Below are 13,813 nucleotides of genomic sequence, written 5' to 3'. Positions count from 1 at the left end.
GTGGGACGTGTACAACTCGCTGAAGGTGAACTCAACTACCGCCTGGACGGCCCGCAAGGTGCACCGGTGCTGGTGCTGTCCAATTCCCTGGGCACTGATCTGGGGATGTGGGACACGCAGATTGCGGCGTTCGCCGAGCACTTCCAGGTATTGCGCTACGACACCCGGGGTCATGGCCACTCGTTGATGACCGAAGGACCGTATAGCATTGAACAACTGGGCGGAGATGTTTTGGCGCTGCTGGATGCGCTGCATATCGAGCGCGCGCATTTTTGCGGGTTGTCGATGGGTGGACTGATTGGCCAGTGGCTGGGGATCCATGCCGGTTCGCGGCTGCACAAGCTGGTGGTGTGCAACACGGCTGCCAAAATTGGCGAGCCTGCGGTCTGGAATCCGCGCATCGAGATGGTTTTGCGTGAGGGGGCGGCGGCAATGGCAGGGTTGCGTGATGCCTCCATTGCCCGCTGGTTTACCGCGGACTTCGCCCAGGCCAATCCCGGGCAGGCCAAGCGCATCACCGATATGCTGGCGGCCACTTCGCCCCAGGGCTATGCCGCCAATTGTGCTGCTGTGCGTGATGCAGATTTTCGCGATCAGTTGGGCGCAATCGAAGTGCCCATGCTGGTGATCGCGGGCACTGAAGATGCCGTCACGCCGCCTGCGGGCAGCCACTTTATTCAGGAACATGTGCGTGGCGCGCAGTACGCCGAGTTTTACGCCGCGCACCTGTCCAACGTGCAGGCGGGCGATGCTTTCAGCCAGCGCGTGCTGCAATTTTTGCAGGCAAGCTAAGGAGTTTTTTGTGGACGAGAAACAACGTTACGACGAGGGCATGCAAGTACGCCGTGCGGTGCTGGGTGATGCCCATGTGGATCGTAGCCTCAATGCCCTGACCGAGTTCAACAGTGAGTTCCAGGAAATGATCACCCGCCATGCCTGGGGTGATATCTGGACCCGTCCGGGGTTGGCGCGCCATACCCGTAGCCTGATTACCATCGCGATGCTGATCGGCATGAACCGCAATGAAGAGCTGAAACTGCATCTGCGCGCTGCGGCCAACAATGGCGTGACCCGGGCCGAGATCAAGGAAGTGATCATGCAGAGTGCTATCTATTGCGGGATTCCGGCGGCCAATGCGACGTTTCATCTGGCTGAATCGGTGTGGGATGAATTGGGGGTTGAGTCGCGGGAGTAACAGCGGCTACAGATCAATCTGCATCCCTAACCTGAAACAACAAACCCGCCATAAGGCGGGTTTGTTGTTTAACCGATACGCATCAAGCCTTGGGTGGCTGATCCGAAACAGGGCGGTTTTGCCCGGTCTGTTCGTACCAGCCGCCACCCAGCGCCTTGTACAGCGTGACTTCACTGGTCAGCTGCGAAAGACGGTCGGTGATCAACGATTGCTGCGCGCTGAACAACGAGCGCTGGGCATCGAGGAAGGTCAGGTTGCTGTCGATGCCAATCCGATAACGACGCTCGGCCAAACGGTAGTAATCCTGGTTGGCGTTGACGAAGTCGGTTTGCGCCTGCAACTGCTGGTTGTAGGTTTGACGCGCTGCCAGACCGTCAGAAACTTCCTGGAAGGCGGTCTGGATTGTTTTCTCGTACTGGGAAACGGTGATCTCTTTCTGGATTTTTGCGTAGTCCAGGCTGGCGCGCAAAGCCCCTGCGTTAAAGATCGGCAAGTTGATTTGCGGTGAGAACAGCCAGGTGCCCGAGCCGCCCTTGAACAGCCCCGACAGGTCAGGGCTCAAGGTCCCGGCATTGGCCGTGAGGCTGATGCTCGGGAAAAACGCTGCCCGCGCCGCGCCGATGTTGGCGTTGGCGGCCAGCAACTTGTGCTCGGCTTCAAGGATGTCCGGACGACGTTGCAGTAAGTCCGATGGCAGGCCAGCCGGTACTTCGCTCAACAGGTCGGCTGCCAGCGGTTGGGCTGCCGGCAGGTTGTCCGGGATGGTGCTGCCCAGCAACAGCGCGAGGCTGTTCTGATCTTGCGCCACCTGACGGGTGTAGCGGGCCAGCTGCACCTTGGCGTTTTCCACCGAGGTACGCGACTGGCTGACTTCAAGGGCCGAGGCCACACCGACTTCATTGCTGCGCAAAGTGAGCTTGTAGCTCTCATCGAACGCCTTGAGGGTGTCTTCAGTGAGCTTGAGCAGCTCTTTGTCAGCCTGCCAGGTCAGGTAGGCATTGGCGACGCTGGCTACCAGACTGATCTGGGTGCTGCGTCGGGCTTCTTCGGTTGCAAAGTAGTTCTGCAACGCCTGATCGCTCAGGCTGCGAACCCGGCCGAACAGGTCCAGCTCGTATGCACTGATCCCAAGGGTCGCCGAATAAGAGCTGGTGATGCTCGACTCGCCGGTTTGCGACATGTTGGCCGGAGTACGTTGACGGCTACCGCTGCCAGAGGCCGAAACCGCCGGGAACAGATCGGCGCGCTGGATGCGGTACTGCGCGGCATAGGCGTCGATGTTCAACGCCGCGACCCGCAGGTCGCGGTTGTTGACCAGAGCCGTCTGGATCAGCTGCTGCAGCGCCGGGTCATGGAAAAACTGACGCCAGCCCTGTTCCGCAGCGGCCTTGCTGGCCGCCTCGGTTGGCGAGTAGGCCGGGCCTTGCGGGTATTGCGCCGCTACCGGCGCTTCAGGGCGCTGGTAGTCGGGGATCAGCGAGCAGCCGCCGAGCGTAAACGCTGCAACAGCTACTGCGAGAAGCGACTTGCTCATTGGCCAGCCTCTTGGTTTGGAGTTTTAGTCAGATCCACTTTCTTTTCCGTGTCTTTATTCTTGCCGCCGCCAATGGACGATACGGCCACAAAGAACAGCGGTACCCAGAACACGGCCAGTACGGTGGCGGTGATCATGCCACCGATAACACCGGTACCAATAGCGTGCTGGCTGCCCGAGCCTGCGCCCGTGGAGATGGCCAGTGGAACCACACCCAGTACGAAGGCCAGGGAGGTCATGATGATCGGACGCAGACGCATGCGGCACGCCTCGATCGCGGCATCCACCAGGCTTCGTCCCTGCTCATGCAGTTCCTTGGCAAACTCGACGATCAGAATGGCGTTTTTCGAGGCCAGACCGATGGTCGTAAGCAAGCCCACCTGGAAGTACACGTCGTTGGACAACCCGCGCAGGCTGGTGGCCATAAGCGCACCAATGATCCCCAGGGGTACGACCAGCATCACCGCAATCGGGATCGACCAGCTTTCGTACAGTGCTGCAAGGCACAGGAATACCATCAGCAAGGAAATAGCGTACAGGGCAGGCGCTTGCGAACCTGACAGACGTTCCTCGTAAGACAGCCCCGTCCAGGAAATACCTACACCCGCTGGCAACTTCTTGGCCAGGGCTTCGACCTCAGCCATGGCTTGACCGCTGGTATAGCCCGGAGCCGGAGCGCCGAGAATTTCCATCGCTTCTACGCCGTTGTAACGCGACAGCTTGGGTGGGCCGTAGATCCACTCGCCCTTGGCGAAGGCCGAGAACGGCACCATGGTTCCCTGATCGTTACGCACGTACCATTTCTTCAGGTCTTCGGGGTTCATCCGCGAGTCAGCTTCGCCTTGCAGGAATACCTTTTTGACTCGACCGTGGTCGATGAAGTCGTTGACATAACTGGCACCCAGACCAATGGACAGGGTGTTGTTGATGTCCGAAATGCTCAGGCCCAGGGCGCGAGCGGCCTCATCGTCGATCAGCAGCTTGTATTGCGGTTCATCGTTCAGACCGTTCGGACGTACGCCCGCCAGGATCTTGCTCTGAGCCGCCATCCCCAGGAACTGATTGCGTGCAGCCATCAGTTTCTCGTGGCCAATGCCGGAGCGGTCTTGCAGGTATACGTCGAAACCGGTGGCGTTACCCAGTTCCATTACAGCAGGCGGGGCAAAGGCGAACACCATTGCATCGCGGTAGCTGGAGAACACTTTCTGTGCCCGTGCAGCCAGTGCAAATACACTGTTGTCCGAATCGCGCTCGCCCCACGGCTTGAGCATGATGAACGCCAGGCCGGAGCTCTGGCCACGGCCGGCGAAGTTGAAGCCGTTTACGGTAAACACCGAAGACACAGCGTCCGACTCATCGGCCAGCAGGTATTCGCGCATCCGGTCGATCACTTGCTGAGTACGCTCTGCAGTGGTGCCTGCCGGTGTTTGAACCTGTGCAAACAGTACGCCCTGGTCTTCTTCCGGGAGGAAGGAGGTAGGGATACGGGTAAACAGGAACACCATACCAACCACAATCAGCACATAAGCCAGCAGGTACGGAGCCTTGTGCCGCAGAATGCTGCCGACACCTTTTTCATAGCGTTTCACGCCATTGTCGAAGGTCCGGTTGAACCAGCCGAAGAAACCGCGCTTGTTCTCGCCGTGATCACCCTTCTGGATTGGCTTGAGCATGGTGGCGCACAGCGCCGGGGTGAAGATCAGGGCAACCAGTACCGACAGGCCCATCGCCGAAACGATAGTGATCGAGAACTGGCGATAGATCACACCCGTGGAGCCGCTGAAGAAGGCCATCGGCAGCAATACCGCCGACAACACCAGCGCAATACCTACCAGGGCACCCTGGATCTGCTCCATGGATTTCTTGGTGGCTTCCTTGGGCGGCAGTCCTTCTTCGGACATGACCCGCTCAACGTTTTCAACCACCACGATCGCATCGTCCACCAGCAAGCCGATGGCCAGTACCATACCGAACATGGTCAGGGTGTTGATGCTGAAGCCTGCAGCGGCCAGGATCCCGAAGGTACCCAGCAGTACAACCGGTACTGTCATCGTGGTGATGATGGTGGCGCGGAAGTTTTGCAGGAACAGGAACATCACCAGGAACACCAGTACAACCGCTTCGACCAGGGTGTGCACCACACCTTCGATCGATGCCGAAACCACAGGCGTGGTGTCGTACGGGTAAACGACTTTCATACCTTCCGGGAAGAAGGGTTCCAGGCCGTTGATGGTTTCACGCAATGCCTTTGCCGTGTCCAGAGCGTTGGAGCCCGGGGCCAGCTTGATCGCGATACCCGATGCCGGTTTGCCGTTGAATTGTGCGCTGACGCTGTAGTTCTCACCACCCAGGGCAACATCTGCGACATCGCTCAGGCGTACCTGGGAGCCGTCGGTGTTGACCTTGAGCAGGATCTTTTTGAACTCTTCAGCCGTTTGCAGACGGGTTTTGCCGATGATGGTCGCGTTCAGCTCCTGACCCTTGACGGCAGGCAGGCCGCCCAGTTGCCCGGAGGACACCTGAACGTTCTGTGCGCTGATGGCCGATTTAACGTCCACCGGAGTCAGGTTGTATTTGTTCAGCTTGACCGGGTCGAGCCAGATACGCATGGCGTACTGGGCGCCGAACACCTGGAAGTCGCCCACACCTTCGGTACGGGAGATCGGGTCCTGCATGTTGGAAACGATGTAGTTGGACAGGTCGTCCTTGTTCATGCTGCCGTTTTCAGACACCACACCAATAACCATCAGGAAGTTTTTCACTGCCTTGGTTACACGGATACCTTGCTGCTGTACCTCTTGCGGTAGCAGGGGGGTCGCCAGGTTGAGCTTGTTCTGTACCTGGACCTGTGCGGTGTCAGGGTCAGTGCCTTGCTCGAATGTGGCGGTGATGCTCATGCTGCCGTCGGAGTTACTTTCCGATGACACATAGCGCAGGTGGTCGATACCGTTGAGCTGTTGCTCGATCACCTGAACCACGGTGTCCTGCACGGTTTGCGCCGAAGCGCCCGGGTAGGTCACGGAGATCGAAATGGCCGGTGGTGCAATGCTCGGGTACTGGTTGATCGGCAACTTCAGGATCGATAGAGCCCCGACCAGCATGATCACCAGGGCTATAACCCAGGCGAAAATCGGACGGTCGATAAAAAATTTCGACATGGTTTATTCCCCTTTACTGCCTGCAGCTTTTTCTGTTGCCGGGGCAGATGCCGGGGTTTCGCCTTGTGGCTTGTCCATGATCTTGACTTCAATGCCAGGCTTGATGAATTGCAGGCCATCAGTAATCAGACGGTCGCCAGGGTTCAGGCCTTTCTCAACCAGCCAGTTGCTGCCAACGGTGCGCGAAGCTTGCAGTACACGCAGCTCAACCTTGTTGTCCGGTCCAACGATCATCGCAGTCGGTTGGCCCTTGAGGTTGTGGGTCACGCCGATTTGTGGAGCGAGGATCGCATTGCTGTCGATGCCTGCTTCCAGCTGCGCGTGGACAAACATGCCCGGCAACAGGGTTTCGTCAGGGTTCGGGAACACTGCGCGCAGGGTGACGGAACCGGTGGTTTCATCAACCGAGACTTCGGCGAACTCAAGGCGACCTTCCTGGCCGTACTCGCTGCCGTCAGGCAGGGTCAGCTTGACCTTGGCGGCGTTTTCACCGGCCTTCTTCAAACGGCCACTGGCCAGGTCGCGGCGCAGTTCGAGCATTTCTACCGAGGACTGGGTCACGTCAACATAGATCGGGTCCAGTTGGGTGATCACGGCCAATGCATTGGCCTGGCCACTGGTGACCAGTGCACCTTCGGTGTACAGCGAGCGACCGATGCGGCCGGTCAGCGGCGCCAGCACCTTGGTGTAGCGCAGGTTAACCTGGGCGGTGTTCAGCGCGGCTTCTGCTTCCAGGCGGGCGGCTTCGGCGTTGTCGTATTCCTGACGGCTTACGGCTTGCTCGGCGACCAGTTGCTTGTAGCGCTGAGCCAGTGATTTTGCCGATTGCAGGGTGGCGCGGGCGCTGAGTACGGCGCTTTCATAGATCGCCGGATCGATTTGATAGAGCTGCTGGCCGATCTTGACGTCACTGCCTTCTTTAAAGAAGCGCTTGAGGATGATGCCGTTTACCTGCGGGCGTACTTCTGCCGAACGATATGACGCGGTGCGGCCAGGCAGATCGGTGGTCAAGGTAAATGGCTGGGTTTTCAGCGTGACAACGCCGACCTGAGGGATTTGCGGGGCAGGTGCTGCCTCTTCCTTTTTGCATCCGCTGAGCAGCGAAGCAAGGGCGATGGCAGCAACCAGAGCGGTAACAGCTGGCTTGAATTGCATGAAGATCCTCGGGTCAGGCACGCGAAAGCGCACAAGAATAGTGGAAGGGTAAAGAAAGCTGTTCCGGGTGGATAAATAGCTTGCTAAGTAATATACTTACATTCGTGTCTGTTTGTAAATAGTGGGACGCTGTCTCGCCAAGCCTTACAGCGCCATTTTTCATGCGTGTAGTAGACCGGGATAAGGCATAACAAGCGCCACCCGATGTTGGTCCGGGCAAGTGACCGTAGAGGCCCGGATCCTTCTGATTGAGGTTTTTATTGCCATGGTGCGTCGTACCAAAGAAGAAGCTCTTGAGACCCGGAGCAAAATCCTCGAAGCGGCCGAACAGGCCTTCTATGAGCGCGGGGTTGCCCGCACGACGCTGGCTGATATCGCCACACTGGCGGGTGTCACCCGTGGTGCCATTTACTGGCACTTCAGCAACAAGGCCGAGTTGGTTCAAGCCATGCTCGACAGCTTGAATGAGCCTCTGGATGAAATGGCCAGGGCAAGCGAAAGCGAGAACGAAGTCGACCCGCTTGGCTGCATGCGCCAATTGCTGATTCACTTGTTTCGCCAGGTTGCCATTGACCCAAAAACCCGGCGTATCAATGAAATTTTGTTCCATAAGTGCGAATTCACTGACGAAATGTGTGATTTACGGGCTCAACGCCAGATGGCGATGCTCGATTGCAACAGCAGGATCGAGCTGGCCCTGAGCAATGCCATTCATCGTCAACAGCTCCCTGAAAATCTGGATGTTCGCCGTGCTGCCATCTGCCTGCATGCCTATATCGACGGAATACTCGGACAATGGCTGCTGGTTCCCGACAGCTTTGACCTGTACACACACGCGCAATCCTGGGTCGATACGGGGCTGGACATGCTGCGCACAAGCCCAGCTTTAAGAAACTCCGGCAATATCCGAGAGGGAGTCTAGTAGGCTCAAGCAATAAGGCGAGTGAAGATTTTGCCCTTTGGGCCATTTGATGGCAGATGGCATTTATATACGTCTGGCCCGCGGGTTTAAAGTTAGCGAGCTAAGTATTTTGTAGCTAAATTGTTATCGTTTAGTTAAACGTCCCACAGCCAGATGTAATTAATCCTAAGCGATTGCGGATTAAGGATTACTGAACGGCGGCATTGTTCTCGGTTATTTTTTCCAATCAACCCTTCCTGCCTTGGCTTCCCCTACACTTGAGCAACGCTTTGGCCTCAGGCCAGAGCTGCCAGCAACGGGGGAGCGGGCAACTGCCAGGCTGTTTTCCTCTCCCGACTGAAGCAAACAGACTGCGACGGTGTGGTGTGTCGTGGACAATTCGAGGAATAACAAGTGAACAAGATTTACTCGAGTGCTGAATCCGCTTTGCAAGGCCTGGTCGAAGACGGCATGACCCTGGCTGTAGGCGGTTTTGGCTTGTGCGGTATCCCCGAAGCGCTGATCGCGGCTTTGCGCGATACCGGCAAGCGCGAGCTGACGGTGATCAGCAATAACGCCGGGGTTGACGGATTTGGTCTGGGGCAACTGCTGGAAACGCGCCAGATTCGCAAAATGATTTCTTCCTATGTTGGCGAGAACAAAGAGTTCGAACGCCAGTACCTGGCGGGCGAGCTGGAGCTTGAGTTCACCCCGCAAGGCACCCTTGCGGAAAAGCTGCGGGCGGGCGGGGCGGGTATCCCGGCGTTCTTTACCAAGACTGGCTACGGCACGCTGGTAGCTGAAGGCAAGGAAACCCGGGAGTTCGATGGCGAGTGGTATGTCATGGAGCGTTCACTGCGCGCCGATGTAGCCCTGGTCAAGGCCTGGAAGGCCGATACCTCTGGCAACCTGCTATTCAATAAAACCGCACGCAACTTCAACCCTTTGGCGGCCATGGCGGCCAAGGTGTGTGTGGTGGAAGTGGAAGAGATTGTCGAGGTTGGCGAGATCGAGCCCGATCAGGTGCATTTGCCCGGGATTTACGTACAACGGCTGGTGCTCAACGCTGCGCCGGAAAAACGTATTGAACATCGCACTGTGCGGAGCGCCTGACCATGGCCTGGACTCGTGAAGAAATGGCGCATCGTGCCGCCCAAGAACTGCAGGACGGTTTCTACGTCAACCTGGGTATCGGTTTGCCCACCCTGGTGGCGAACTACATTCCTGAAGGTATGGATGTGTGGTTGCAAAGCGAAAATGGCCTGCTGGGCATTGGTCCGTTTCCGACTGACGATGAAGTCGATGCCGACCTGATCAACGCCGGCAAGCAAACCATCACGACTTTGCCGGGAAGCAGCTTCTTCAACAGTGCCGATTCGTTCGCGATGATTCGTGGCGGTCATATCAACTTGTCGATTCTGGGGGCGATGCAGGTGTCCGAGAAGGGCGACCTGGCCAACTGGATGATCCCCGGCAAGATGGTCAAGGGCATGGGAGGGGCGATGGATCTGGTAGCCGGGGTCAAGCGCGTTGTCGTGCTGATGGAGCACACGGCCAAGGGCGGCACCCATAAACTGCTTAAACAGTGTGATCTGCCGCTGACGGGCGTGGCAGTGGTCGACCGGATTATCACCGACCTGGCCGTGCTGGATGTGACCGGGCAAGGACTCAAGCTGGTGGAACTGGCGCCGGGAGTCACCCGCGAGCAGCTTCAAGAGGCCACGGGCTGCGCAATCAACGGTTAGGAGCCAAGCCTCTGGTAGCAAGTGCCGTAGAAACGAGGCTGCTGCTACGCAGACGGCTGCCTTCCAGTTTTAAAGTGTTTTCGCCGGGTCAAATACGCAAAAAGCCCCAAAAGGGGCTTTTTGCTTAAACGTGAATCAGCGTTCCAGGTCGACGATCTTGCCTGGTTTGCCATCCCACTCGGCCGCGTCCGGCAGAGGGTCTTTGCGTTCAGTGATATTTGGCCAGATTTCAGCCAGCTCGACGTTCAACTGAATGAAATTCTCCATGCCGGCAGGCACTTCATCTTCAGAGAAGATCGCCTGTGCAGGGCATTCAGGCTCACAAAGCGCGCAGTCAATGCACTCATCCGGGTGAATCACCAGGAAGTTCGGGCCTTCGTAAAAGCAGTCCACCGGACAGACTTCTACGCAGTCGGTGTACTTGCACTTGATGCAGTTGTCGGTGACGACGAAGGTCATTTCTAATTCTCTCCTCAGGCGGCGGCAGCGAAGCCCTTCCAGAACGGGTTCGCCGGGTTCGGGAGTGATATCTAAAGACCAGGCTAAAAGGTCAGTAGCATCCCGAACCGCGCGCGATTCTAGCAGCTTTTAAAGGCGTGTCTTTAATGTGTAGAGCAAATCGAGCGCTTTACGTGGCGTCATGTTGTCCAGATCGGCCCTGGAAAGGTCATCCAGCACCGGGTGCGGCAGGCTGGCAAACAGGTCGCTTTGTTGTGGCGCAGGCTTTTTGCCAGGCTTCGCAAGTGGCACTTCATGGGGCAGGCTGGTGGTCTCCAGGCGGCTCAAATGCTCGCGGGCACGGCTGATGACTTCACTCGGTACCCCCGCCAGTTGCGCCACGGCCAGGCCATAACTCTGGCTGGCCGGGCCCGGAAGAACATGGTGCAGGAACACGATACGTTCATTGTGCTCGGTTGCGCTCAAATGCACGTTGGCGACCAGCGGTTCACTTTCGGGCAGTACCGTCAGTTCGAAGTAGTGCGTGGCAAACAAGGTGTAGGCGCGCAACTGGGCCAGACGTTCTGCTGCAGCCCAGGCCAGGGACAGGCCGTCAAAGGTACTGGTGCCACGACCCACTTCGTCCATCAGCACCAAGCTGCGTTCGGTGGCGTTGTGCAAAATATTGGCGGTTTCGCTCATCTCGACCATAAAGGTCGAACGGCCACCTGCCAGGTCATCACTGGAACCGATCCGGGTAAAAATTCGGTCAACCAGCGACAGCTCGCAACTGGCTGCTGGCACAAAACTGCCGATATGGGCCAGCAATACGATCAATGCAGTCTGGCGCATATAAGTCGACTTACCGCCCATGTTAGGACCGGTAATCACCAGCATGCGGGTGTTGTCATCCAGCCCCAGGTCGTTGGCCACAAACGGCGTAGTCAGCACTTGCTCGACCACTGGGTGGCGACCCTGGCTGATGCGCATGCACGGCTCTTCAACAAAGCGCGGGCAGTTCAGGTCCAGGTTCAGCGCACGCTCGGCCAGGTTGCTCAGCACATCCAGCTCGGCCAGGGCGGCGGCGGTGTCTTGCAGCGGTGCGAGGTGGCCGATCATCTCTTCGAGCAATGCCTCATAGAGCATTTTCTCACGAGCCAGGGCACGGCTCTTGGCCGACAGGGCCTTGTCTTCGAAGGCTTTCAGCTCCGGGGTGATAAAGCGTTCGGCGCCTTTGAGCGTCTGGCGGCGGATGTAATCGGCCGGAGCCTGTTCGGCCTGTTTGCTTGGCAGCTCGATAAAGTAGCCGTGGACCCGGTTGTAACCGACCTTGAGGTTGGACAGGCCGGTGCGGGCTTTTTCCCGGGCTTCCAGGTCAATCAGGAACTGGCCGGCGTTTTCGCTCAGTGCCTGCAACTCGTCCAGCTCGGCGTCATAGCCGGTTTTAAGCACGCCGCCATCGCGGATCACCGCGGGTGGGTTGTCATTGATGGCTTTTTCCAGCAGTGCGCCCAGTTCGGGGTAGGTGCTGGTGATCGTGGCCAGTTGCTGCAAGTGCGGCGCTTCGAGGCCGAGCATGGCGTCTTGCAGTTCCGGCAGCGCGTTCAAGGCATCACGCAGGCGGGCCAGGTCGCGGGGGCGCGCGTTGCGCAGGCCGATACGGGCCAGGATCCGCTCCAGGTCACCGATTTCCTTGAGCTGTGGCTGCAGCTTTTCAAAGCGATAGCCATCGAGCAGGCAGGTAATTGAAGACTGGCGCGCCAGCAGCACGCTCAAATCGCGCAACGGACGGTTCAACCAGCGGGTCAGCAAGCGGCTGCCCATCGAGGTCTGGCAACGGTCGACCACTGATTGCAGGGTATTGTCGCGACCGCCGGCCAGGTTGGTGTCCAGCTCCAGGTTGCGGCGGCTGGCGCCATCGAGCACCACGGTGTCGTCCAGGCGCTCATGGCGCAGGCTGCGCAAGTGGGGCAGGGCCGTGCGCTGGGTTTCCTTGGCATAGCTGAGCAGGCAGCCTGCAGCGCCGATGGCCAGGGTCAGGTTTTCGCAGCCAAAGCCTTTTAGATCCTGGGTTGAGAACTGCTGGCACAGGCTTTTCAGGGCCGAGTCACGCTCAAAGTCCCACGGCGCACGGCGACGAACGCCACGACGTTTTTCCGCTGGCAGGCCTTGTGGCCAGTCATCCGGGATCATCAGCTCAACCGGGTTGATGCGCTCAAGCTCTGCCAGCAGGTTTTCCCAGCCCTTGATCTCCAGCACCGAGAAGTTGCCACTGGTGATATCCAGCACGGCGAGGCCAAACAGACGCTCATCGCCCAGCACCGCGGCAATCAGGTTGTCGCGGCGCTCATCCATCAGCGCCTCGTCACTGACGGTGCCCGGGGTGATGATGCGTACGACCTGACGCTCGACCGGTCCTTTGCTGGTGGCCGGGTCGCCGACCTGCTCGCAGATCACTACCGACTCCCCCAGCTTGACCAGCTTGGCCAGGTAACCTTCGGCCGCATGGTAAGGGATCCCGCACATCGGAATCGCCTGCCCGGCAGACTGGCCACGTGCCGTGAGGGTGATGTCCAGCAATTTGGCGGCTTTCTTCGCGTCTTCGTAGAAGATTTCGTAGAAATCGCCCATGCGATAAAACATCAGCTGGTCAGGGTGCTGGTTCTTCAGGCGCCAGTACTGCTGCATCATCGGGGTATGGCTGGACAGGTCGGAAGTATTTTTACTCATCAGGACTTAGGCGGATTCGTTCAGAAGTGGGGGAAAGGCAGGCCGTGGCCTGAGGTTTTCGCAATGGGCGCAAGGTTAACATGTCAGCCCCTTGCATCTACAGGTGCGCACCGGGCGCGCTGACTGGCTGCTATAAATAGAAGAAATAGCATTTGCCATCAATAAACACCGCCAGCACTATTGCCGCCATGTCAAAACGAACTGTTTCAACCGTCCTTAAAGAGCTGCTGGCCCGGCACGGTATCAGCGCGATGGCGCTTCACCGCAGTACGGGAGTACCGCAACCTACGTTGTCGCGAATATTGAGCGGCAAAATTGCCGATCCTTCCGACAGGCATATCTCCAAAATCGCCGAGTATTTCCACATCAGCACCGATCGCTTGCGCGGCCGGGAGGATGTGCGGGTGCCTGAAATCGAGCTACGTCACCCAGAGTTGCGTGATATTTGCCTGTGGGATGACGACACCCCGGTGGCGGACGATGAAGTGTCCATTCCATTTTTGCGTCAGGTTGAACTGGCCGCCGGCTCAGGGCGCTTTGCCATTGAGGAGAGCGAACGCGCCAGGTTGCGTTTCGGCAAGCGCAGCCTGCGCCATAACGGCGTGGAGTTCGATCAGGCCAAGTGCGTGACCGTACGCGGCGACAGCATGCTGCCAGTCCTGCGCGATGGCGCAACGGTGGGAGTCAATGCGGGCAAACGTACCCTTGACGAAGTGGTTGATGGCGACCTGTATGCGGTCAATCACAATGGCCAGTTGCGGGTGAAACAGGTGTATCGCCTGGCGGGCGGTATTCGTTTGCGCAGTTTCAATCGCGACGAGTTCCCGGATGAGGACTACGCCTACAACGATCTCGAGGATGAACAACTGGTCATTCTTGGTCATGTGTTCTGGTGGGGCATGTACGCCCGCTAACCATAAGTCTTGGAACACCCTGTGGGAGCGAGCCTGCTCGCGA

The 13,813-nt window shown here is 58.2% G+C and carries 11 protein-coding genes; 6 read left to right on the top strand and 5 right to left on the bottom strand.

Translation table 11 applies throughout. The features are described 5' to 3' along the window. Nucleotides 1-792, top strand: a complete 792-nt coding sequence (pcaD, locus tag GHN92_RS16345) for a 3-oxoadipate enol-lactonase (RefSeq protein ID WP_133144845.1) — start codon at nt 1-3, stop codon at nt 790-792. A gap of 10 nt (nt 793-802) precedes the next feature. Next, nucleotides 803-1,195 (top strand): 4-carboxymuconolactone decarboxylase, encoded by a 393-nt coding sequence (gene pcaC / locus GHN92_RS16340; RefSeq protein ID WP_095003009.1) that lies wholly within the window; start codon nt 803-805, stop codon nt 1,193-1,195. Between the two features lie 82 nt (nt 1,196-1,277). Here the strand turns inward: pcaC and GHN92_RS16335 are convergent, their stop codons facing one another. The 3 genes from GHN92_RS16335 to GHN92_RS16325 are packed head-to-tail and all read right to left on the bottom strand — an operon-like array spanning nt 1,278 to nt 7,042. Continuing rightward, complete coding sequence (locus GHN92_RS16335; RefSeq protein WP_153380589.1) at nt 1,278-2,729, bottom strand: AdeC/AdeK/OprM family multidrug efflux complex outer membrane factor; 1,452 nt, start codon at nt 2,727-2,729, stop codon at nt 1,278-1,280. Continuing rightward, a complete protein-coding gene (locus tag GHN92_RS16330; protein WP_095003010.1) occupies nt 2,726-5,887 on the bottom strand; it encodes an efflux RND transporter permease subunit in 3,162 nt (1,053 codons plus the stop codon). Before GHN92_RS16330 ends, GHN92_RS16335 begins: the two co-directional genes overlap by 4 nt. A 3-nt stretch (nt 5,888-5,890) precedes the next feature. Next, nucleotides 5,891-7,042, bottom strand: a complete 1,152-nt coding sequence (locus GHN92_RS16325) for an efflux RND transporter periplasmic adaptor subunit (protein ID WP_095003011.1) — start codon at nt 7,040-7,042, stop codon at nt 5,891-5,893. 265 nt (nt 7,043-7,307) lie between these two features. Here GHN92_RS16325 and GHN92_RS16320 point away from each other — a divergent pair, with 265 nt between their 5' ends. The 3 genes from GHN92_RS16320 to GHN92_RS16310 all read left to right on the top strand — a co-directional run bounded on the left by GHN92_RS16320 (nt 7,308) and on the right by GHN92_RS16310 (nt 9,688). Beyond that, nucleotides 7,308-7,964 carry a TetR family transcriptional regulator gene (locus GHN92_RS16320; RefSeq protein WP_095003031.1) on the top strand — a complete coding sequence of 219 codons (657 nt, stop codon included), beginning with the start codon at nt 7,308-7,310 and terminating at the stop codon, nt 7,962-7,964. A gap of 393 nt (nt 7,965-8,357) precedes the next feature. Continuing rightward, on the top strand, nt 8,358-9,056 hold the full coding sequence (locus tag GHN92_RS16315; RefSeq protein WP_095020417.1) for a CoA transferase subunit A: 699 nt from the start codon (nt 8,358-8,360) through the stop codon (nt 9,054-9,056). A gap of 2 nt (nt 9,057-9,058) precedes the next feature. Beyond that, nucleotides 9,059-9,688 carry a CoA transferase subunit B gene (locus GHN92_RS16310; RefSeq protein WP_095019809.1) on the top strand — a complete coding sequence of 210 codons (630 nt, stop codon included), beginning with the start codon at nt 9,059-9,061 and terminating at the stop codon, nt 9,686-9,688. Nucleotides 9,689-9,823: 135 nt separating this feature from the next. Here GHN92_RS16310 and fdxA read toward each other — a convergent pair whose 3' ends face one another. Continuing rightward, nucleotides 9,824-10,147 (bottom strand): ferredoxin FdxA, encoded by a 324-nt coding sequence (fdxA, locus tag GHN92_RS16305; RefSeq protein WP_016779762.1) that lies wholly within the window; start codon nt 10,145-10,147, stop codon nt 9,824-9,826. 129 nt (nt 10,148-10,276) lie between these two features. Then, complete coding sequence (mutS, locus tag GHN92_RS16300; RefSeq protein WP_095003014.1) at nt 10,277-12,856, bottom strand: DNA mismatch repair protein MutS; 2,580 nt, start codon at nt 12,854-12,856, stop codon at nt 10,277-10,279. 188 nt (nt 12,857-13,044) lie between these two features. On the opposite strand from mutS, the gene GHN92_RS16295 reads away from it, so the two are divergent. After that, on the top strand, nt 13,045-13,770 hold the full coding sequence (locus GHN92_RS16295; protein WP_095019810.1) for an XRE family transcriptional regulator: 726 nt from the start codon (nt 13,045-13,047) through the stop codon (nt 13,768-13,770). The last annotated feature ends 43 nt before the right edge of the window (nt 13,771-13,813 follow it).

Source organism: Pseudomonas sp. FSL R10-2964, assembly GCF_009600035.1.
Lineage (GTDB): Bacteria > Pseudomonadota > Gammaproteobacteria > Pseudomonadales > Pseudomonadaceae > Aquipseudomonas > Aquipseudomonas bubulae.
The sequence above is the reverse complement of the archived record's forward strand: the minus strand, read 5'-3'. Positions and strand labels throughout refer to the sequence as shown.